Here is a 19,887-nt window from a genome sequence, read left to right as displayed (position 1 = left end):
GCTGTATACCTGTATAGAGGGCAGTTTTCGCCGGGAAATCCGCTAGGAAACGTCGAGTGCCACGATGCAGGAGCGCAACCACAGCCGACCAGAGGCGACGCAGTCCGACACCGGTCGCGTCACCTCGGTGTTCGCCCAGGCTCTCCAGCAGGCGGCCCATGAGCTGAGGGCCACCGCGGCCATCGTGGTGGTCCCCGTCGACGACGGGGACAGTCTGGCCTCGGCGGTCGTGGTGGGCCTTCCCTTGTCGATCTTCACCACGATCGAACGCATGCCGGTGACCGCGCGCCTGGCGTCCGCCACCGCACACCGCACCGGCCGCCAGTACGTGTCCACCTTCACCGAGTTCGACAGCGCGGCCCCGTCCCGCTTCGACGTCACGATGCCATTCCCGTACACGATCGCCTCCACCCCGATCCGGGCCTCGGGGCACGCGTACGGAGTGCTGACCATCATCTGGGCTCCGCCGCTGGGGCCGCGGGCGCTGCAACCCGATGAACTGGACCACTGCGCGAAGATCGCCGAGGATCTGGCCCAGGAACTGGTGCAGTCCGGGATCACCCCTCCGCCGCGCACCACCCTGCCGATGCCACAGTTCCTCCAGGCCGCACCGGACCGGGTGGGCCAGGAGTGGGCGCCCGAGTCCGCCAACATCACCTTCCTCTACCAGATCTACAAGCTGGCCTCCTGGCTCAACCGCGCGGTGCGCGGTCAGGAGGTACTGGATGTGGTGGCGTCGCGGATCATGCAGCCCTTCGGCGCCCGTGGCATGGCGGTCTCCGCGCACCAGGACGACCAGGCCACCCTGCTCGGCTACAGCGGCTATCCCCGGACCGTCGCCCACGCCATCGCCGGGGCCCCGCCGTCCTCCCCCGACGACCAGACCCCCGGCATGCCACCGCTGTTCGTGGACGCCCCCACGTTCCTGGAGTCCGAACAGTCCCTGGCCGAGGCGCGGTTCGACGGTGCCGCCCAGGAGGTCCGCGCATGTGCCCTGCTGCCCCTGATCAGCGGTGGTCTCCGCACGGGCACCCTGGCGCTGGGCTTCGACGGCCCCCGCCGCTTCTCGGCCGAGGAGCGGTCGACGCTGGTCACCATGGCCGATCTGGTGGCTCAGGCCGTGGAGCGCGCCGTGCACTTCGAGACCGAGCACCGGCTCGCCCGTGAACTGCAACAGGGGCTGCTGCCCGCCCGGCTCCCGCACCGCGAGGACCTGGACATCGCCACCCGGTACGTGACGGCCACCGCGGGCACCGCGGTGGGCGGCGACTGGTACGACGTACTGACCCTCCCCGACGGCAACGTGGGCCTGGTCATGGGCGATGTCGAGGGCCACAACCCCAGCGCGGCGGCGTGCATGGGCCAGCTGCGCAGCGCGGTGCGCGCCTACGCGGCCGAAGGACACCGCCCCGCGGACCTGCTGGAGCGCACCAACCGGATCCTCACCGAACTGGACACCGAGTTGTTCGCCACCTGCTGCTGTGTCTGGCTCGATCTGGACGTCGGTACGGCCGAGATCTCCAGTGCGGGCCATCCCGCCCCGCTGCTGTGCCACCCGGACCACCGGGTGGTCGTTCCCGAGATGTCGGTGGGGCTGCCGCTCGGGGTCACGCCCGACACCCACTACCAGTCCCTGGAGCAACCCCTGCCGGACGGCACGGTGGTGGCGCTGTACACCGACGGGCTGGTGCACTCCCAGGCCGTGGGTCTCGGCAGCGGCAGCGAGGTGCTCGGCGAGGCCCTGGCGGCCACCGAGGACGAACGGCTGGAGGACCTGGCCACCCGCATCATCGAGAGCACCGAGACCCAGCGGGCCCGCGGCGACGACGCGGCGCTGCTGCTCGCCCGCTACGCCGGAGTGCTGCCGGGTTCGCGCCAGCACGTCAGCCGGGTCTTCGTCCAGCGGCACGATCTGCGCTCGGTCAAGGACGTCCGGGAGTTCCTGCGCCACTACACCAGCACCCGGGGCTGGGACGAGATCGCACACGATCTCGAACTGATCGCCACCGAGGTGGTGACCAACGCCCTGATGCACGCGGACAGCGAAGTGGACGTACGGCTGCGCGAGTACCCCGACCGGCTGCGGGTGGAGGTCCTGGACTCCGACCCCCGTCCGCCGATGCCCGCGCCGATCACCGTCTCGGACTCCGTGCAGGACAACTCCGAGCACGGGCGCGGCCTCGTCATCGTGGAGGCCCTGGCCGCCGCGTGGGGCAACAGCCCCAGCGGCCGCGGCAAGTCGGTGTGGTTCGAGCTGCGCCTCCCCGAGGATGCGCACTCGCGGATCGGCGCGTAGCGAGCACCGGTGAGGTGGTTACCGGTCAGCCGCGACTGCCGAAGGTCTGGGTCCACCACGGGCCCCCGGCACCGAACTCGACGCCCACACCGAGCTCTTCGAAACCGCAGTCGAGGATGTTGTCCCGGTGTTCGGGGCTTCTCATCCACGTCCGCATGACGGCCGAGGGAGTGGTCTGACCGGCGGCGATGTTCTCCCCGGAAGCGGTCCACGGGTAGCCGACCGCCGTCAACCGGTCCCCCGGCTCGGCACCGTCGGGGTTGATGTGGTCGAAGAAACCGCGCTGGGCCATATCGGCGGAGTGCCGCTGAGCGGCCTTCCGGAGGGCCTTGTTGAACCGCAGCGGGGCGCATCCGTGGTGGACCCGGGCCGTGTTGACCGTGCGGATGATCTGGCGGACATACCGCGCGCGTCTGGCGCGGCCGGCGGTGCGCTCGGCGGCGGATCCCGTGGCCGACGCCCCTCCGGGGGCCGACCGGACCGAGTCCGGCGGGGACGCGGCGCCGGCCGACGCCGTACCGGCGTCCACCGCGCCCATGATGATCCCGCCGGTCACGGCTGCCGTGACGATGACCTGTGCTGTGGCTGAACACTTCATTGGGTTCATGCTGGCGGGATCGTTCTCGGGAGGGCGGCGGCTCGGGCCGCGACACGCGAACGAAACCCAACGACCGACCCGTCCGGGGGATTCGGCGGCCGGCGGTACTCGGTCAGGCGCCGTGGACGGCGAGTTTGAACTCGGCGAACACCAGCCTGCGTGCCGTGCGGTCGTTGTGCCCGACCATCAACGCGAGCGGAACGTCGGGATGTACGAAGATCTCGTGGTGTTTGGTGAAGCACTGCATTCCGGGGCTCGGCGGCCGGTGGTCGGTGGCCGTCGAATCGGCGCCCGTCGACAGCCCCAACGGATCGCGCGCAAAGCGGTCCCGCAGCTCGGTGTAGCCGCCCTTCTCCCACTGGATCATCGCGGTGAGCGCACCCCAGCCGTCCACCGACGGCCAGATGAGCCCCGAGCGTTCGTCGGTGCGCCACTTGCCGACCGTATGGCCGTCCGGCTGCCGGGCCGGGTGCATGTTGTCCGGGTCGTGGGACTCCTCGCGGCCGTACGGGAACCGCACCACGTGATACCTGCCGTCGGCCGGGATCAGCTGCGGCACATCGACGATCAGCGAACAGATCCGTACAGCCACGGCGCCTCCTGGAACGGGAGTTCCGCACAGTGTGCGAGCGGATGTCCAGACTGTCCATCACTCCGGCAGCGTCCGGGCACGCATCGTCCGTGGCCCGGGGATCCGCGGTACGGCGAGCCGTTCAGCGCTCCAGGTACGACAGCAGCTCGCGCGCGGCCGGGCTCGGGCGGTCACCGGCCGGGAAGGCCACGGACACCTCCCAGCGCCGCCGATGCCCGTCCCCCTCCGCCATCGGCACCTCGCACAGCCCCACCGCCTGTTCCTTGCGGGCGATGGGCCGGGGCACCACCGCGATCCCGAGTCCGTGGCGCACCAGGTCGATGAGGGTGTGCACGTCGTACACCTCCAGGGCGACGCGGCGCGGCGCACGGCAGGCGGCGAACGCCCGGTCGGTCAGGCGCCGGGCGCCCCAGTCGGGGTGGAAGTCCACGAAGGTCTCGTCCGCCAGCTGTGGCCACTCCACCTCGGGGGCGTCCGCCAGCCGGTGGCCGGGGCCGCAGAGCAGCACCATCGGCTCGCTGTCCAGCGGCAGCAGACAGGCCCCGTCCGGGGGCGGGCCGGGGAGGGTCACGAAGGCCATGTCCAGCCGTCCGTCGACCACATCCTCCATCAGCAGGGCCGAGCCCGCCTGACGCAGCCGGACCTCCACATTGGTGTGCTGTGCGCGGAAGCGCGCCAGCAGCGCTCCGACGTCGACGGTGACGCACTGCTCGACGCCGACCGCGAGACTGCCCCGCAGCAGGCCCTGCACCTCGGCCACGGCCTCCCGGGCCGCGCGCGCACCGGCCAGGGTACGGTTCGCCTCCAGCAGCAGGGCGCGACCGGCGCCGGTGAGCTCCACACTCCGCGTGGTGCGGACGAACAGCGGTGCGCCGAGCTCCCGCTCCAGCGCGCGCACCGAGGCCGAGAGCCCCGACTGGGACACCATCATCCGCTGGGCCGCCTTGGTGAAGTGCCGCTCTTCGGCGACGGCCACGAAGTACTCGAGCTGCCGGAGTTCCACGATTGAGAATTGTAGGCGCTGAATCCGTCCGCTTTCTTCTCTTGGACAGATGGGTGGGGTACGCCCCAGCATGGAGACCGCCCGCCAGGCCCGGCCGCGCCACCGCCCCCGCACCTCGCCCCCACCTCTGATCCAAGGAGTACCGACCGTGGAGTACCGCACCCTCGGCCGCAGTGGTTGCAGTGTCTCGACACTCGCGCTCGGCACCATGACCTTCGGCGCCGAGTCCGACGAGTCCTGCGCCTTCGCCCAGCTCGACCGCTTCGTCGAAGCCGGCGGCACCCTCATCGACACCGCCGACGTCTACACCGCGGGCGCCGCCGAGGAGATCATCGGCCGCTGGCTGGCCGCCCGCCCCGCCGACATCCGCGACCGGGTCACCATCGCCACCAAGGGACGTTTCCCCATGGGCACGGGCCCCAACGACGTGGGACTGTCCCGCAGCCATCTGGACCGCGCGCTCAACGCCTCGCTGCGCCGTCTGGGCGTCGAGAGCGTCGAGCTGTACCAGGTGCACTCCTGGGACCCGCTGACGCCGATCGAGGAGACCCTGCGTTTCCTGGACGACGCCGTACGGCAGGGCCGGATCCACTACCTGGGGCTGTCCAACTTCACCGGCTGGCAGCTCCAGAAGGCCGTGGACGTGGCCGACTTCCGGGGGCTGAGCCGGCCGGTGACCCTCCAGCCGCAGTACAGCCTGCTGTCCCGTGAGATCGAATGGGAGATCACCCCGGCCTGTGCGTCCGAGGGGCTGGGGCTGCTGCCGTGGAGTCCGCTCGGCGGTGGCTGGCTGACCGGCAAGTACCGCCGTGACGCCCGCCCCAGCGGGGCCACCCGGCTGGGCGAGAACCCCGAGCGGGGCACCGAGGCGTACGACCGGCGCAGCCAGGTCGAGCGCACCTGGGACGTGGTGCGCACGGTGCGGGCGGTGGCCGAGGAGCGCAACGTCTCCATGGCCCAGGTGGCCCTGGCGTGGGTGCTGGCCCGTCCCGGCGTGAGCTCGGTGATCCTGGGCGCACGCACCCCGGAGCAGCTCGAGGACAATCTCGCCGCCGCCGAACTCCGCCTCTCCGAGGGCGAGTTGGCACGTCTCGACGAGGTCAGCGACCCGGGCGCGGCGGACTATCCGTACGGCGCCCCGGGGGTGGAGCAGCGCAGCCGTGCTCTCGCGGGCGGCCGCTGATCCCCTTCGGCCCGGGGCCGGCCGACCGGCCCCGCGGTCCGGTCCGCTAACCTCGGTCCGGCGTCGCTGACGCCTGTCGGTGGCGTCGGTTGTCGATGCGGGGGGTTGGACGATGTCCGGGGAGCCGATGCCGTACGAGCGGCGCCGGGCCGCCGTCGCGGACCGGGTGCTGCGGGAGTGGGGTGTCACCCTGCCCGCGTCGTTCTTCCGGTTCTGGACGTTCCTCGAGGGGCTCGGGCCGGTCGAGCGGCAGGCGCTCGCGGACATGGACGTGGCCGTGGCGGGGATCGCGGACCTGTGCGCCGGTCCGGGGCTCCCGGCGCGGGACGGCATCGACGTACGGGCGCACGGGCGCTACTACCGCGACCCTCCGGAGTTCCTCACCTTTCTGCACGGCGGCTCGGACGGACTGCACTACGGGCTGTGGTTCGACGACGGCCGCACCTGCGACGGCGTCGCCTCCTACTACACCCATGACGGCGGTGGGATCGACCGGACGTGGCGGACACCGCTGGAGGCGCTGCGCGCCCGGCTGGAGCGCCACTGGCGGGACCTCGCGGACGACGACGCGGACGCGGCGTACCTGGCCGCGCGGATGTCGGGTCTTGAGCGGCTGCGCGAGGCGCTGACCGCACTCGAGACCGGGGACCGCACGGAGGTGGGTCTCGCGTACGGCAACGCCCACGACGCGGTTCTCCCGCCGGAGGACCCGGACCGGATCACCACCCTGGACGCCGGTGGCGCGCTGGTGGCGGGCCGGACCGCGCTGGACCGGCCGCCGCACCGGGGCGCCGACGAGTACCGGTTCGCGCGGTACATGTACGGGCTGTTCGACGATGTCGCGGCCGTGGAGACCTGTGTGGCGGACGCCCTGCGGTGGTGCGCGGCCGGCGATCCCGCGGAGGCCCTGGTGCTGGGGCGGGATCTGCACTGGGCCTCGGCCGGGGACGAGGTCCGGGAGGCCCAGGCGAACGCCCTGCTCGTGGCGGCCTACCGGGCGCTGGGCCGCTCCTCGCTGGTGGAGATCGCCGAGGCCCACCACCGGCACCGGGCTCTTCCCCGCGTCGACGTACTGGACACCGGTGGTGGGTGAGGGCACGACGAACCGAGTCCGTCGACGGCCGCCGGAGCCCGCCCCGATGTGCTGCGACGGCATCCGGGCGTGCACGAGGGCGCCTCGCCGACACGGTCGGCGAGGCGCCCTCGTGCTGGGCACGCGGTGACGGGGCGCTGTGTGCCAATCCGCCGGCACGGACCGCTAATGACACTCCAGCAGGGAGGCGGCAGCATGCACCGCACCGTCCACCTCCAGGGGGAACAGATGAGAAGGAAGCACACCCGCGGGAAGGCGCCGCTCGGCGCAGCACTCGCGACCGCCGTCCTCACCCTCGCACCACTTCAGCAGGCCATCGCGCGGACGCCGGACCGCGCGGGTCCACCGAGCCGGTCCGCCGACGCGGCACCCCGCGGCATTCCGCCTCGGGTCGGGGTGCTGACGTGGAACATCTGTGGTGCCATCAACAGCTGCCCCAACAGCTCCCATCCGCAGCGCAAGCTCGACGAACTGGTCGACCGGGTCAACGACGACGCGTCCATCAGCGTGGTGATGATTCAGGAGGCGTGCGACAGCCTGCACTCCACGCCACTGGAGACCGCACTCAACCAGGGGACTTCCGGAGAGTGGGTGGTTCGCCACCGCACCGCGAAGACCATCGGTACGGACAACCCGGTCCGCTGCCCCCGGAGCGGCAAGCCCGAAGCCGGAGTGGCCATCGCCATGAAGAAGCTGCCCGGAAGTGATCTGGTCCACGACAGCGCGGGACGCCCCGGCTGGGACATGACGTTCACCAGCACCTCCGAGCCCGGCGGCAAGCACTCCCAGGGCGCCGCGTGCCTCGAGGACCGCGGCAACAAGCTCCTCGCCTGCACCAGCCACTTCGCCAACGAGAACGCGGACCCGGACAAGGCGCTGCGCACCGCCTCCGCCCGTGACTTCCGCAACCAGGCCCGTGACTGGCAGAACGGCGGATACCGCACCATCATCGGCGGGGACTTCAACCTCGAGCCCGGCGACGACGCCACACAGCCGCTGTACGACGGCAACTTCGAAGCCGACTCCGACGAGAAGTGCACCACCACCGGCCCCTGGTACCTCAAGGGCTGCCGCAATGTGCTGGGATCCAAGTTCGACTACGTCTTCTTCAGCGACCGCGGCTGGGATCTGGAACGGGGCCGCCCCCTCTACGTCGGATCGTGGCGCTACGACGTCGGCCAGCTGAGCGACCACTGGATGCTCCGCGCCGTGGTGCGTCCCGGTGACTGAGCGGTTCCGGCGGGGCCGTCGCCCCACCACACCGGTCAGCGTACGATCGACGAAAGGGACGGGACACCACACCATGGCAATGCGCACCCATCTCGCTCTCGCACTCGGTGCTCTGCTGCTGGGCGCCGGTGCCGCGGCCGGGCCCCCGGCCGCGGCCACTGAGCCCGCCGCACCCGTGGCGGCCGACGAGACCATCGGGCAGTTCAACATGGCGGGCGGCAACGACGAGCACGGCCCCAAGGGCGACGAGGTGCCCGATGCCCTCGTCCGCAGCGTCGAGGACCGCCGTCCGGCGTTCATGACACTCGAGGAGAGCTGCCGTGACTGGACCGACCGGCTGCGGAGCCGACTGCCCGGCTACACCGTGGTGTTCCACGCGGTGACCGCGGGAGACGGCAAACCCGCGCAGTGCAAACACCCGTCGGACTTCGGCAACGCGGTGCTGTTCCGCAACGATCTGGGCTTCGACGCGAACACCGCCGTGGCCCACCCGCTGGAGTCACCGGCCGGCTACGAGCAGCGCGAGATGCTGTGCGTACGCTCCGAGGCCCGCAAGACCGCGGTGTGCGGCACCCATCTGACCGTCGGCAGCGACGGACCGCATCTGCGGGCGCGCCGTCATGAGGCGTCGGTGGCGGCCCGGATCCTCGCCACCGACTACGCCGGATACCACCGGTTCCTCGGCGGTGATCTCAACGACGACCCGCTGTCCGGGGCGACCGACAACTTCTACCACCCGGGCTACGCCCGTGGGGCGCACGGTGAGTTCAAGGAGGCCGACAGTCCGTGCGGCAATGAGATCAAGCGCGGCTATTGGATCTGGTCCATACCGCCCCGCTGGGTCTCCTGCCGGTCCGGTGAGTCCACCCACAGCCAAGGGAAGATCGACTATCTGTTCACTCCCCCGTCGGTCCGGGTGAGCTGGGCCGACGCCACCCACGCCAGCCACTCCGACCACGATCCGCTGTGGGCGGGGGTGGCCCTTCCGTCCTGACCGGCCGGCCGTGAAGACGCGGGAGCCGGAGGCGTGAGGCCTCCGGCTCCCGCGGCCGTCCACGTCATGTCGTCAGCGGAGCTGGGCGGGCGCCTCGGTGGCGATGTGTTCGAAGACCGTCTCGTCCACCGCGAAGTGCGCGTCGGGCATGGGCCAGTGGATGACGATCTCGGTGAAGCCCAGCTCCCGGTGGCGGCCCGCGAAGTCGACGAACGCGTCGACGGAGGCCAGCGGCGCTCGGCGGTCCGGGGTGAATCCGGTGAGCAGGATCTTCTCCAATCCGGCGGTGTCCCGGCCGACCGCCGCACAGGCGGCGGCCAGCTTCTCGGTCTGGGCGCGCAGGGCCTGAACGGACTGCCGTGGGGTGCCCGTTTCATACAGGGTGGGGTCGCCCATCGTCACCCACGCCCGGCCGTGGCGCGCGGTGATGTCCATCCCGCGCCGTCCGGTGGCGGCCACGGCGAACGGCAGCCGGGGGCGCTGGGCGCAGCCGGGGATGTTGCGGACCTCGTGGGCCGAGTAGAACACCCCGTCGTACGACGTCCTCGAAGCGATCGGTGCGTTCGCGTACCGTCCAGGGTTTCCGGCCGAGGGCCGTGGTGTCGAAGCCGGGGGCACCCGCGCCGATGCCGAGGGTGATCCGGCCCTGGGCGATGTCGTCGAGCGAGATGAGTTCCTTGGCGAGCGTCACCGGGTGGCGGAAGGTGGGTGAGGTCACCAGGGTGCCGAGGCGCAGGCGTTCGGTGGCGGCCGCCGCGGCGGTCAGGGTGGGCAGGGCCCCGAACCAGGTCCGGTCCCGGAAGGCCCGCCAGGACAGATGACCAGCCGCCGAAGGCAGGCTGACAGGAAATTACGACGCCAAGTGAGCACGCGCGCAGGCGAATCCACTAAACTGAACTCCTGCAACAGAGCAATTTCTGTCCAGCATCTACTCTACGCCGTGCCGCACGGCTTGTCAACTCGCACCGAGCGGCCGGACGAAAGGACGGGCATGGGTGAACGATTCCGGTGGGAGCCAGGGGACGCCGACGATTCCGGGGCGGAGGACACGTTCCGCCGCCGGGAGCTGGCGGCGGAGAACACCTATGTGTCCGCCCTGTACCGGAAACTGGACACCCTGCGGGACCGGGCCAGTGCCCAACTCAGGGAAACGCAGCGGCAGGACGCCAGTGGCACGCACCAGGGACGGTCCGAGCGCGACGCGATGGAAACGCACCACGCGCGCCGGCTGACCCAGCTGTCCGCCGCGGAGCACGGACTCTGCTTCGGGCGGCTGGACATGGAGGACGGCGAACGGCTGTACGTCGGCCGGATCGGACTCTCCGACGAGGAGCACGAGCCCATCCTGCTCGACTGGCGCGCCCCCGCCGCCCAGGGCTTCTACCGTGCCACACCGGCCAGTCCGCAGGGTGTGGTGCGGCGTCGGCAGCTGAGGACGAAGGAGCGGCGGGTCGTCGCCATCGACGACGACGTGTTCGACCTGGAGACGCTCAGCGACGCCCGGCGCGCCACCCTCAACGGCGAGGCGGCGCTGCTGGCCTCACTCGACGCCAAGCGCACCGGGCGGATGGGGGACATCGTCGCCACCATCCAGGGCGAGCAGGACCGGATCATCCGGGCCGATCTGCCGGGCGTCATGGTGGTGCAGGGCGGACCGGGCACGGGCAAGACGGTGGTGGCCCTGCACCGGGCCGCCTACCTCCTCTACACCTACCGCGAACGGCTGGCCAAGCGCGGTGTGCTGGTGGTCGGCCCCAACCCCACCTTCATGCGCTACATCGACGAGGTGCTGCCCTCGCTCGGGGAGAGCGACGTGCTGCTCTCCAGCGTCGGGCAGCTCTTCCCCGGTGTCGACGCGGTGGCCCACGAGCCGCCGGAGGCGGCGGTGGTCAAGGGCGATCTGCGGATGGTGGAGGTGCTGGCCGAGGCGGTGCGGGAGCGGCAGCGGCTTCCGGAGACCACCTGGGAGCTGACCATCAGGGAAGGCACCGTGCACGAGGAGGTGCTGCGGCTGGACCCCGCCCTGGTCGAACAGGCCAGGGCGGCCGCGCGGGAGCAGCACCAGCCGCACAACCAGGCCCGGTCGGTGTTCGTCCGGGAGGTCATCGGCACGTTCACCCGGCGGATGGCCGACCGGCTGGGCCAGGGGCTCCTGCGGGACGAGGACGTGGCGGACATCGCCCGTGAGCTGCGGGCCGAACCGCAGGTGCGGGCCGCGCTGCGGCGCCTGTGGCCGCTGCTGACTCCGCATCAGCTGCTGGTGGATCTGTTCGCCTCACCCGAGCGGCTGGCGGCGGTGGCACCCGGACTGGACGAGGCGGAGCGTACGGCGCTGCTGCGCGAGCCGCCGGGGCCGCCGCCGCACACCGAGCCGTACTGGACGCCCGGGGACGTTCCGCTGCTCGACGAGGCCGCCGAGCTGCTGGGACCGGTGGAGACCGCCGCCGAACGGCTCGCCGCGCAGGCCGCGTCGCAGGAACGGGCGGAGGAGCTGGCGTACGCCCAGCGGGTCCTCACCGAGATGGGCATCGGCATGGTCGACCCGGAGATGCTGATCGACCAGCACCACGGCGGGGCACTGCACCGGCCGGTGGCCGACCGTGCGCGCAAGGACCGCACCTGGGCGTTCGGCCATGTGATCGTGGACGAGGCGCAGGAGCTTTCCGCGATGGCGTGGCGGTTGCTGATGCGCCGGTGTCCCAGCCGTTCGATGACCGTGGTCGGCGATATCGCGCAGACCGGTGCCGAGGTCGGGCTCACCTCCTGGGAGGAGGTGCTGACCGCCCATGTCGGGGACCGCTGGCGCAAGGAGGAACTCACCGTCAACTACCGCACCCCGGCGGAGATCATGGACATCACCACGGATGTGCTGCACAGCATCGACACCCGGCTCCGGCCGCCGCTGGCCGTCCGCAGAACGGGGAGGCCGCCGTGGAGCCTGCGGATCGAACCCGCCGCCCTCGCCGGCGAGCTGCCGCGGCTGGTCCAGCGGGAGATCGGCGGGATTGGCGACGGCCGGCTCGCGGTCATCGTGCCCAGGTTCCGGATGGACGACCTGGGCGGCGCTCTGACCACGTCGGAGGACGTGGCGCTCGCCGACGATCCGGAGGCGCTGGACATGCCGGGCGTGGTGCTGACGGTGGAGCAGGCCAAGGGGCTGGAGTTCGACACCGTCCTGGTCGTGGAGCCGGAGGAGATCCTGCACGAGTCGCCCAACGGCACCCGGGATCTGTATGTGGCACTCACCCGCGCCACCCAGCGGCTGGGCCTCGTGCACAGCCGGGATCTGCCCGCGGTGCTGGCGGGTGTGAAGGCGGCCGGGGAGCCGGAGCGGGGGTACGCCGATGTCTCCTGAGCGCGCGCCACGGCGGTGGCTGACCCTCGCCGTGCTGTGCATGGTGCTGCTGACGGTGGTGCTGGACAACGCGATCCTGTTCGTGGCGGTCCCCTCGCTGACCCGCGATCTGGGGGCCACCACGGCCGAGACCCAGTGGATGATCAGTGCCTATTCGCTGGCCATGGGCGCTCTGCTGATCGCCGCGGGCGGGCTGGCGGACCGTTACGGACGGCGCCGGGCGCTGCTGGTGGGTACCGCCCTGTTCGGGCTGGGGTCGCTGACCGCGGCGCCGGCGCGGAGCCCGGATCAGGTGGTGGCGGCCCGTGCCGGGATGGGAGTGGGCGCGGCGTTCCTGATGTCCTGCACCCTGGCCGTGATCGTGCGGCTCTTCGACGACGAGGAGCGGCCGCGGGCGATCGCCATCTGGACGGCGGTGTCCTCGGCTTCCTCCGCCGACTCCGCCACGGAGGGCACACCGCCTCTGGCTACCGCACCCCCGCGGACGAGCCGTGCCGGGGACAACTCCTCGGTGATACCGGGTGGCCCGCGCCCGGGCCACAGCGCCCTAGAGTTCCCCCATGACGAGGACCACTCCGCCCCGCCCGCTCGATGTCGAGAAGCTGTACCCCGGGCTGGCCGCCCACCGCGGTACGACAACGCGGTTGCATCCGCGGCCGGGTACGCCCGAGGTGTCGGACAGTTCCGTGGGCGGGCCGCTGCTGTGGCCGGTGGACGAGCCCTGGCCGGTGTGCACCGAACCGCACGGACGGGGACGCGGCAGGCGCCCGGCGGACATCCACCGCGCACGGCGGATCCTCGACGCCGCGTGGGTGCGCGATCCCTCCTCCGGTCCCACGGACGAGGAACGGGAGCTGCTGACGGAGCTGGGGCGTGAACACTGTGTCGCGGGGATCGCCGACACCGATCCGCTGCCGATGGTCGGGGTGGCGCAGCTGTACCGGCGGGATGTTCCCGATCTGCGTCCGGGGCCGGACGGCTGCGATCTGCTCCAGGTGTTCTGGTGCCCCTTCGACCGCCACGGGCGCACCGGGTACGGCATGTCGGTGCGGCTGCTGTGGCGCCGGTCGTGGGAGGTCACCGAGGTGCTGGCCACGCCGCCGCGGCCGGAGGTGGTCGGTTACGAGGGGTACGTGGCGGAGCCCTGTGTGCTGCACCCGGAGCAGGTGGTCACCTACCCGTTCGCCGGGGTGCTGCCCGAGGAGCTGCGTGCCCGGATCCACGACACGGAGGATGCCCGGGAGGAGGCGGCGGAGGCGGTGTACGAGGCAACCGGGGAGGAGCCGGCCGGCGAGCCCGCCTACCAGTACGACCTGTCGATACCGCCCGGCTGGCGCGCCGGGGGGTTCGCGTCGTGGCATCTGACCGACCCGGCCCGGATGGACTGCGCGTCCTGTGCGGCACCGATGGAGCTGCTGCTGACCGTGGACAGCTCGGAGTGGGACGGTGGCAGCGAAAGCTGGATCCCCGTGGAGGAGCGCGATCTGCCCAAGTATCTGCGGTCGGCCACTCCCACCGAGGTGACCGTGGGCCGGTGGGGTGAGCTGAACATCTTCGCCTGCCCCGCCGATCCCGGCCATCCGCACCGCTGGAGCATCCAGTAGGCGTGGTGGCCCGGTGAGTGTGGCACGGTGCGTGGTCACACCCCCGGTCCCGGGACCCCCTCGGGCCGCGCCGTCCTGAGGTGGTCGGTGCCCGAGCGCACCGCCCACAGGAAGACGGCGAACGCGAGGGCGGCCACCGCCAGGGAGTCGTACGGCGCCGGGAGCCGCCCGGAGCCGCCGAAGGTGCCGAGCCACGACAGCAGGGTCAGTACGGCCAGGTGCAGCACCAGCCAGGCGCCGTGCCGCAGTTCGTCCCGGACCGGGACCCCGTTGGCCTTGCGCCGTTGCAGCAGGAACAGCGGGACACCGGCCAGCACGAGGGGCAGCGCGAGCCGCAGATCGTGCCAGCCCGACCAGTAGATGAACTCGCTGGCCACGACGAACCCGACGGGGGCGATCCAGTGCACGCCGGGCACCTGGCCCTCGGTCCGTGGCACGCCCCGCTCCCGGTCGTGTGCGCGGAACACGGCGACGGCCACCGCCGAGGACGCGTAGATGAGCAAGTACATGTCGCCCATCACGCTCACGATGTCCTGCCAGCCGCCGAACGGCAGCATGAAGACCACGATGACCACGAGGTTGAGCACCAGGGCGCGGTGCGCCATACCGGACCGGGGGTCGATGCGCATGAAGAAGCGGGGCAGCAGGCCGTTCTTGGCCAGGGCGTACGTGTGCCGGGCGTCGATGGCCACTCCCACGTAGGCCGAACCGCCCGGTGAGACAACCGCGTCCGCGTACAGCAGCGTGGCCAGCCAGTGCAGATTGAGCACCAGGGCGAGCTGTCCGAACGGTGACTCGAAGTTGACGCCCTGCCAGCCGTGCTCCAGCAGGGAGTCGGGCACCGTGAAGAGAAACGCCAGTTGCAGCCCGAGGTAGACCAGGACGGCGAGGCCGATACCGGTGAGCACCGCGGCCGGTACGGTACGCCGCGGGTTGCGGGCCTCCCCGGAGAAGTCCAGCGGGGCCTGGAAGCCGTTGACGGAGTACACGATGCCGCCACCGGCGAGCGCGGTCAGACATGCCGCGTAGCCGTACGGCGCGAAGCCGCCGTGATCGGTGAGACGTCCGCCGTGGGTGCCGGACAGGAACAGCGCGACGATGGTGACGACGGGGACGACCACCTTGAACACCGACACCAGGTTGTTCATCCGGGCGAATATCCGCACCGCGAACCAGTTGAGCGCCGTCAGCAGCACACTCAGCGCGACGGCCACACCGAGGCCCGAGGCGGTGAGCCTGCCGTGGTCGTAGAGCCCCGGCACATAGTGGGCGGCGTACTGCATGATGGCGCTGATCTCGGCCGCCGTACCGCCCACCGAGAGCACCACGGACCAGCCGATCATCGTGCCGACCAGCCGTCCGCTCGCGTACAGCGGCCAGCGCACGGTGCCGCCGCCCTCCGGCCGGGTGGCCCCGAGCTCCACCATGACCAGGGCGATCAGGGCGCACAGCACACCCGCCGCGACCCAGGACAGCAGGGCGGCGGGTCCGGCGGCCTGGGCGGCGTACAGGGCCGCGAACAGCCAGCCGGACCCGAGGATGTTGGAGAAGCCGATCGCGGTCAGACCCCAGAATCCGAGGTCCTTGTGGAGTCTGCGCTCCTCGGCGAGTACCGCCGGGGCGGCGAAGGACTCCGCTGGCTGGTTCTGCGACACGTGGCATATCTCCTCGGGTGGTGCGGAACGTGAGCGTGCCCAGCGTGCCACGCGACGTGGCGCACACCGTCGAAGGGATACCGTCTGACGTGCGGATTCCGATGAAACGCCCTGTCGTGTCCGGGTCCCGGGGGCAGAATTCTCCGTGGTGCGGGAGATATCCGGTGGCATCCGGTGGCCGGGCTCCGCCGGCCCGGCCACCGGATGTCGGTGCCGGTCGCCGCTACCCGACCGGCTCCGGTGCGAGCAGCCGCGCGACCGCCTCCACCGTGGCGGGGTGGCGGGTCAGCAGCTCGTCCACCTCCCGTGCCGCGCCACCGCCGCCGACGGGGTCTTCCGTCCGCCACTCCGCGTCACAGCCCAGCAGCCCTGCCACCGCGTCGCAGCTCCCCGGATGGGCGGCCAGCAGCTCCGCGGCGGCCGCGGCCGGACCGGACACCGCGCCCGGCGCCGGACCGCCGCCGGTGGATGGCCGCGCCGACCACGGGGGCACCCAGCTGTCCACGGCGGACAGGGTGGCGGGGAAGGTGCGGCCCGCCTCGCGGACCAGCGTCGGCACCATCTCCTCCGCCTCGGCGCGCAGTGTGGTGATGAGCCTCGGCAGCCAGGGCAGCAGCACGGTGTCCGGCAGCCGTGCGAACGCCTTGGACATCAGCTCGACCACGAAGGGCGACAGCGCCGGAACCGGCTCCAGGGCCTGGAGGAACCCGCTGATGTAGCGCGGGAAGGACGGCACGACCAGGGGGTTGGCCAGCAGTTCCTCACACCGCGAGCGCAGTTCGTCCCTGGTGGTCAGGCCGAGGTGGGTGGTGGCCGCCCACAGCAGGGCCACCTTGTCCGGTGTCTCGGGATGGGACTGGCGCACCGCCAGCTCCAGCTGGCTGTGGTCACAGCCGAGCGAGAGCGCGAAACTCTCCATGCTGAACAGGAAGCCCAGCATGGCCGCCACCTGGCGGACCCCGGTGTCCTCGTCCGTGAAGGCGGTCGGCAGCAGGGTGCAGTAGTGCGCGTAGCCCGCGGTGACGAACCCCTCGCACCAGCGCGGCAGCTCCGGCTCGGTGGCACGGTAGTGGGCCAGCAGCCGGCGGATCTGCCGCAGCACCCGGGGCGCGCCGTCCACCGTGCGCTCGGCGGTGAGCAGCTCCACCGCCCGGGTCCCGAGGTCATCGGCGAGCCGCCGGCTCCCCAGATACAGCAGCGCCTCCTCCACGGACTCCAGCACGGCCGCCGCGGTGGCCTCGGGCGCCCAGGCGTCGCGGCGCAGCCGCTGCTCCAGCACCTGCTCGATGGTGACGCCCTCGTAGCCGATTTCGACCAGGGCGCGCTGGTTCCGCCCGATGGCCAGGTCCCAGCTCTCCTGGATGGACCGTTCGCCCAGCCGCCGGGCTCCCATGATCGGGCGGGCCACGTCCCCCAGCAGACGGCGCAGGATCCACAGCAGATCCGAGCAGGGCCGCAAGGCGGGGTCGGCGTCCAGATCGAGCAGTGCCCGCTGGTTGGTCCGTGCGCTCAGGTTGAGGCCGAGCGGCTCCAGCCGGTCCAGCACATCACGGGCCAGGGGCGGCAGCGAGTGGTAGCCGACCGTGCCGATGCGGTCGCCACCGAGCAGGATTTCGCACAGCCGGCGCACATCGCGGCGGCCGGGTACGGAGTTCTTCTCGATGCAGGTGACCGCGGCGTCCTCGAAGTCGTACGGGGTGGGACGGGCGCGGCCGCGCATTCCGGCCAGCAGGATCGAGGTCTCGAACACCGCGATGGCGTCGGCGGTGCTGGCGAGATACCCGTTGCGGCGGGCCAGCCTGACGATGTCGACACTCCAGCCCAGCAGTTCGGCCTCGTCCAGTCCGTCGAGCACGGGCGGCGTGGCCAGGAAGCCGGAGAGCCGGTCGGTGACCGCTTCCGGGGTGTCCGGTGCGGTCCCGGTGGCGCCGGACCGCCCGCGCCCGGACTTCCGGCCGGTGCGCTGGGAGCCCGAGGGCTGCTGCCCCTTCAGCCGGTACGGGGTGACACCACCGCGTTTCAGCGCCTTGGACCAGGTGGCCGCGGCGATCGACACCGCCCCGGGGGCCAGCCCGAACTGTATCTCGATGGCGGAGTGGCTGGACGGGATGAGCCCGTACATCCAGCGGCTTTCGGAACGAGGGGTGATGGCGAACGGCTCCGCCCGCGAGCCCAGGCCGAACTGCTCGACCCGGCTGGCCGCGTGGTACGCACCGCACACATACATGCAGTGCGCCGGGTCGGCCTCGGACTCCGCCAGGTGTTCGCGGATCCGCGTCCACATGTAGCGCTCGCGGTCCTCGTCCCGGGCGTCGCGTCCGTGCGGATCGGGGCGCAGCCTGCGGAACAGGCTGCCGATCATGACCATCACCTGGCGGTAGGTGGTGTAGTCGGCGCCGACGAGGGGCTGTTCGACGTACTGGTCCCACCACTCGGACCAGTGCCTGACCTTGCCGTGGTGGAGCAGATACCGCTCCAGCTCGGCGAAGCGGGGGCGCAGATCACCGATCTCGATGCCGACCGCGTCGCCGTGCAGGGCTGCCTCGTCCTGCGCCGTGTCCTGTGTGGTTTCGCTCTGCGCCGCGTGGGTGTCGTCGTCCGCCGCGGAGGGATCCGGCGGGGTGTCCCCGGCGGGCCGCCGGGGCTCCCACTGGAAGACGTGGTCGGTGGAGCGGTCGACCAGCACCAGTTCCACACCCGGGGTCTCCAGGGCGTAGGCGATGGCCTGGTACTCGGCCGACGCCTCGGTGATGGGTGCCACCACGCTGAGCGGTGCCCATTCGGGCGGGAAGCCGTCGATCTCGCCGGCGAACGCCTGGAGTGCCACCGGGAGGCGGCAGTTGCGCAGCTCGTCCAGGAGCGGCCGCAGGTCCTCGCACAGTTCCAGATAGATGACCTTGGGCCGCTTCTCGTTCAGCCGCCGGACCATGGCCAGGGCCGAGGCCGGGGAGTGGTGGCACACGGGGAAGATCTCGAGCTCTTCGCGCAGCGCCCGGTCGACGTCGTCCACCATGCCCGAGAGGATGCCGGGGACCGCGCCCGGGTGGTCGGCGAAGGCGACCGCGGCATCGCGCAGTTGGTCACGGAGGGCGCCGAACGGGTGCGTCGCCACCGCACCCGTGGCGGGCTCGTTCGAAAGGTTCACATCTGTCATGACAGGGTCTCGATCGCCTCTCGGCCGCCCTCCAGGAAGTCCTGCCAGCCCCCGTCCTTGTCCTCCTTGCTGCGAGGTTCGACGACGCCGTGCCAGAACTTGTTCAGGATGGCCAGGTCCTCAGGGCTGCGCCGGGCCAGCGAACCCACCAGGGAGCCGGCCAGCGTACGGGCGCCGAGGACCTGGTCGCCGAAGAACTGGCTGTGCAGGATGGCGTCCTCGAGCACACCGATCTGCTCCGCGGTGGACAGCGCCGACTCCAGCTTGTCGTCGTCGCTGGTGGCGGCGGCCGACGCGGTGCGCAGATCGGCGAAGCTCTGGAGCAGGATGTCGAGCAGGGTGGGCGGTACCTCCAGTTCGATCCGATGGCGCCGCAGCAGCTCGCTGGTGCGGAAGCGCACGATCTCCGCTTCGCTGCGCTTGTTGGTCACCACGGGGATACGGACGAAGTTGAACCGCCGCTTGAGCGCGGAGGAGAGGTCGTTGACACCGCGGTCACGGCTGTTGGCGGTGGCGATGATGGAGAACCCGGGCTGGGCGAAGACGATGTTGTCGTCGTCGAGCTCCGGTATGGACACGTACTTCTCGGACAGGATCGAGATCAGCGCGTCCTGGACATCGCTGGTGGACCGGGTCAGCTCCTCGAAGCGGCCGATCACACCCCGCTCCATCGCCGTCATGATCGGCGACGGGATCATCGACTCGCGGGACTGCCCCTTGGCGATCACCATCGAGACGTTCCACGAGTACTTGATGTGGTCCTCGGTGGTGCCCGCGGTGCCCTGGACCACCAGGGTCGAGTTGCGGCAGATGGCGGCCGAGAGCAGTTCGGCGAGCCAGCTCTTGCCGGTTCCCGGATCGCCGATCAGCAGCAGTCCGCGGTCCGAGGCGAGCGTCACGATGCTGCGCTCGACGAAGCTGCGGTCACCGAACCACTTCTGCGAAATCTCCCGGTCGAGCCCGTCGGCGCGCTCGGACCCCAGGATGAACAGCCGGACCATACGGGGGCTGAGCCGCCAGGAGAAGGGCTTCGGACCGTCGTCGACGGACTCGAGCCATTCGAGCTCCTCGGCGTACTTCACCTCGGCCGGGGCGCGGAGCATGGAAGCGTCGGACATGGGTCGTTCTCC

The 19,887-nt window shown here is 71.3% G+C and carries 14 protein-coding genes and 1 pseudogene; 8 read left to right on the top strand and 7 right to left on the bottom strand.

What is annotated here, in order from left to right:
• The first annotated feature begins 64 nt into the window (after nucleotides 1-64).
• On the top strand, nucleotides 65-2,296 hold the full coding sequence (locus tag HUT19_RS36105) for a SpoIIE family protein phosphatase (protein ID WP_176184759.1): 2,232 nt from the start codon (nucleotides 65-67) through the stop codon (nucleotides 2,294-2,296).
• A gap of 25 nt (nucleotides 2,297-2,321) precedes the next feature.
• Here the strand turns inward: HUT19_RS36105 and HUT19_RS36100 are convergent, their stop codons facing one another.
• The 3 genes from HUT19_RS36100 to HUT19_RS36090 all read right to left on the bottom strand — a co-directional run bounded on the left by HUT19_RS36100 (nucleotide 2,322) and on the right by HUT19_RS36090 (nucleotide 4,489).
• The gene (locus HUT19_RS36100; RefSeq protein WP_254885967.1) at nucleotides 2,322-2,894 is read right to left on the bottom strand and encodes a CAP domain-containing protein; all 573 of its coding nucleotides are present in this window, start codon (nucleotides 2,892-2,894) and stop codon (nucleotides 2,322-2,324) included.
• Between the two features lie 112 nt (nucleotides 2,895-3,006).
• Nucleotides 3,007-3,486 (bottom strand): hypothetical protein, encoded by a 480-nt coding sequence (locus HUT19_RS36095; protein WP_176184755.1) that lies wholly within the window; start codon nucleotides 3,484-3,486, stop codon nucleotides 3,007-3,009.
• A 121-nt stretch (nucleotides 3,487-3,607) separates the two neighbouring features.
• Nucleotides 3,608-4,489: a LysR family transcriptional regulator gene (locus HUT19_RS36090; protein WP_254885966.1), complete on the bottom strand. Its 882-nt coding sequence runs from the start codon at nucleotides 4,487-4,489 to the stop codon at nucleotides 3,608-3,610.
• 148 nt (nucleotides 4,490-4,637) lie between these two features.
• Between HUT19_RS36090 and HUT19_RS36085 the strand changes: the two genes are divergently transcribed.
• From HUT19_RS36085 to HUT19_RS36070, 4 genes are all read left to right on the top strand, one after another.
• On the top strand, nucleotides 4,638-5,672 hold the full coding sequence (locus tag HUT19_RS36085) for an aldo/keto reductase (RefSeq protein WP_176184751.1): 1,035 nt from the start codon (nucleotides 4,638-4,640) through the stop codon (nucleotides 5,670-5,672).
• A 112-nt stretch (nucleotides 5,673-5,784) separates the two neighbouring features.
• Entirely contained in the window at nucleotides 5,785-6,765 is a 981-nt protein-coding gene (locus tag HUT19_RS36080; protein ID WP_176184749.1) for a DUF2228 domain-containing protein, read from the top strand.
• Nucleotides 6,766-6,960: 195 nt separating this feature from the next.
• Nucleotides 6,961-7,995 (top strand): endonuclease/exonuclease/phosphatase family protein, encoded by a 1,035-nt coding sequence (locus HUT19_RS36075; RefSeq protein WP_176184747.1) that lies wholly within the window; start codon nucleotides 6,961-6,963, stop codon nucleotides 7,993-7,995.
• 73 nt (nucleotides 7,996-8,068) lie between these two features.
• Nucleotides 8,069-8,989 carry an endonuclease/exonuclease/phosphatase family protein gene (locus HUT19_RS36070; RefSeq protein ID WP_176184745.1) on the top strand — a complete coding sequence of 307 codons (921 nt, stop codon included), beginning with the start codon at nucleotides 8,069-8,071 and terminating at the stop codon, nucleotides 8,987-8,989.
• 72 nt (nucleotides 8,990-9,061) lie between these two features.
• On the opposite strand, the pseudogene HUT19_RS36065 reads toward HUT19_RS36070, so the two are convergent.
• A pseudogene (locus HUT19_RS36065) lies at nucleotides 9,062-9,827 on the bottom strand (LLM class flavin-dependent oxidoreductase).
• A 153-nt stretch (nucleotides 9,828-9,980) separates the two neighbouring features.
• On the opposite strand from HUT19_RS36065, the gene HUT19_RS36060 reads away from it, so the two are divergent.
• The 3 genes from HUT19_RS36060 to HUT19_RS36050 are packed head-to-tail and all read left to right on the top strand — an operon-like array spanning nucleotide 9,981 to nucleotide 13,948.
• On the top strand, nucleotides 9,981-12,344 hold the full coding sequence (locus HUT19_RS36060) for an ATP-binding domain-containing protein (RefSeq protein ID WP_176184743.1): 2,364 nt from the start codon (nucleotides 9,981-9,983) through the stop codon (nucleotides 12,342-12,344).
• A complete protein-coding gene (locus HUT19_RS44440) occupies nucleotides 12,334-13,221 on the top strand; it encodes an MFS transporter (RefSeq protein WP_368661726.1) in 888 nt (295 codons plus the stop codon). Before HUT19_RS36060 ends, HUT19_RS44440 begins: the two co-directional genes overlap by 11 nt.
• Nucleotides 13,157-13,948, top strand: a complete 792-nt coding sequence (locus HUT19_RS36050) for a hypothetical protein (protein WP_368661725.1) — start codon at nucleotides 13,157-13,159, stop codon at nucleotides 13,946-13,948. Before HUT19_RS44440 ends, HUT19_RS36050 begins: the two co-directional genes overlap by 65 nt.
• 35 nt (nucleotides 13,949-13,983) lie before the next feature.
• On the opposite strand, the gene HUT19_RS36045 is transcribed toward HUT19_RS36050, so the two are convergent.
• The 3 genes from HUT19_RS36045 to HUT19_RS36035 all read right to left on the bottom strand — a co-directional run bounded on the left by HUT19_RS36045 (nucleotide 13,984) and on the right by HUT19_RS36035 (nucleotide 19,875).
• Complete coding sequence (locus HUT19_RS36045; RefSeq protein ID WP_176184739.1) at nucleotides 13,984-15,603, bottom strand: APC family permease; 1,620 nt, start codon at nucleotides 15,601-15,603, stop codon at nucleotides 13,984-13,986.
• A 223-nt stretch (nucleotides 15,604-15,826) separates the two neighbouring features.
• Complete coding sequence (locus tag HUT19_RS36040) at nucleotides 15,827-18,757, bottom strand: DUF5682 family protein (protein ID WP_176184737.1); 2,931 nt, start codon at nucleotides 18,755-18,757, stop codon at nucleotides 15,827-15,829.
• Nucleotides 18,754-19,875, bottom strand: a complete 1,122-nt coding sequence (locus HUT19_RS36035) for an AAA family ATPase (protein WP_176184735.1) — start codon at nucleotides 19,873-19,875, stop codon at nucleotides 18,754-18,756. Before HUT19_RS36035 ends, HUT19_RS36040 begins: the two co-directional genes overlap by 4 nt.
• Nucleotides 19,876-19,887: the final 12 nt, after the last annotated feature.

The organism is Streptomyces sp. NA02950, from assembly GCF_013364155.1.
Taxonomy (GTDB): Bacteria; Actinomycetota; Actinomycetes; order Streptomycetales; family Streptomycetaceae; genus Streptomyces.
Note: the sequence above shows the minus strand (reverse complement) of the source record. Positions and strands in the feature narration are given on the sequence as shown.

Bases quoted from the DNA above. Each gene is read 5' to 3' on its own strand.
- HUT19_RS36105 (WP_176184759.1), top strand. From the start codon at position 65: ATGCAGGAGCGCAACCACAGCCGACCAGAGGCGACGCAGTCCGACACC.
- HUT19_RS36100 (WP_254885967.1), bottom strand. From the start codon at position 2,894: ATGAAGTGTTCAGCCACAGCACAGGTCATCGTCACGGCAGCCGTGACC.
- HUT19_RS36080 (WP_176184749.1), top strand. From the start codon at position 5,785: ATGTCCGGGGAGCCGATGCCGTACGAGCGGCGCCGGGCCGCCGTCGCG.
- HUT19_RS36075 (WP_176184747.1), top strand. From the start codon at position 6,961: ATGCACCGCACCGTCCACCTCCAGGGGGAACAGATGAGAAGGAAGCAC.
- HUT19_RS36070 (WP_176184745.1), top strand. From the start codon at position 8,069: ATGGCAATGCGCACCCATCTCGCTCTCGCACTCGGTGCTCTGCTGCTG.
- HUT19_RS36060 (WP_176184743.1), top strand. From the start codon at position 9,981: ATGGGTGAACGATTCCGGTGGGAGCCAGGGGACGCCGACGATTCCGGG.
- HUT19_RS44440 (WP_368661726.1), top strand. From the start codon at position 12,334: ATGTCTCCTGAGCGCGCGCCACGGCGGTGGCTGACCCTCGCCGTGCTG.
- HUT19_RS36040 (WP_176184737.1), bottom strand. From the start codon at position 18,757: ATGACAGATGTGAACCTTTCGAACGAGCCCGCCACGGGTGCGGTGGCG.
- HUT19_RS36035 (WP_176184735.1), bottom strand. From the start codon at position 19,875: ATGTCCGACGCTTCCATGCTCCGCGCCCCGGCCGAGGTGAAGTACGCC.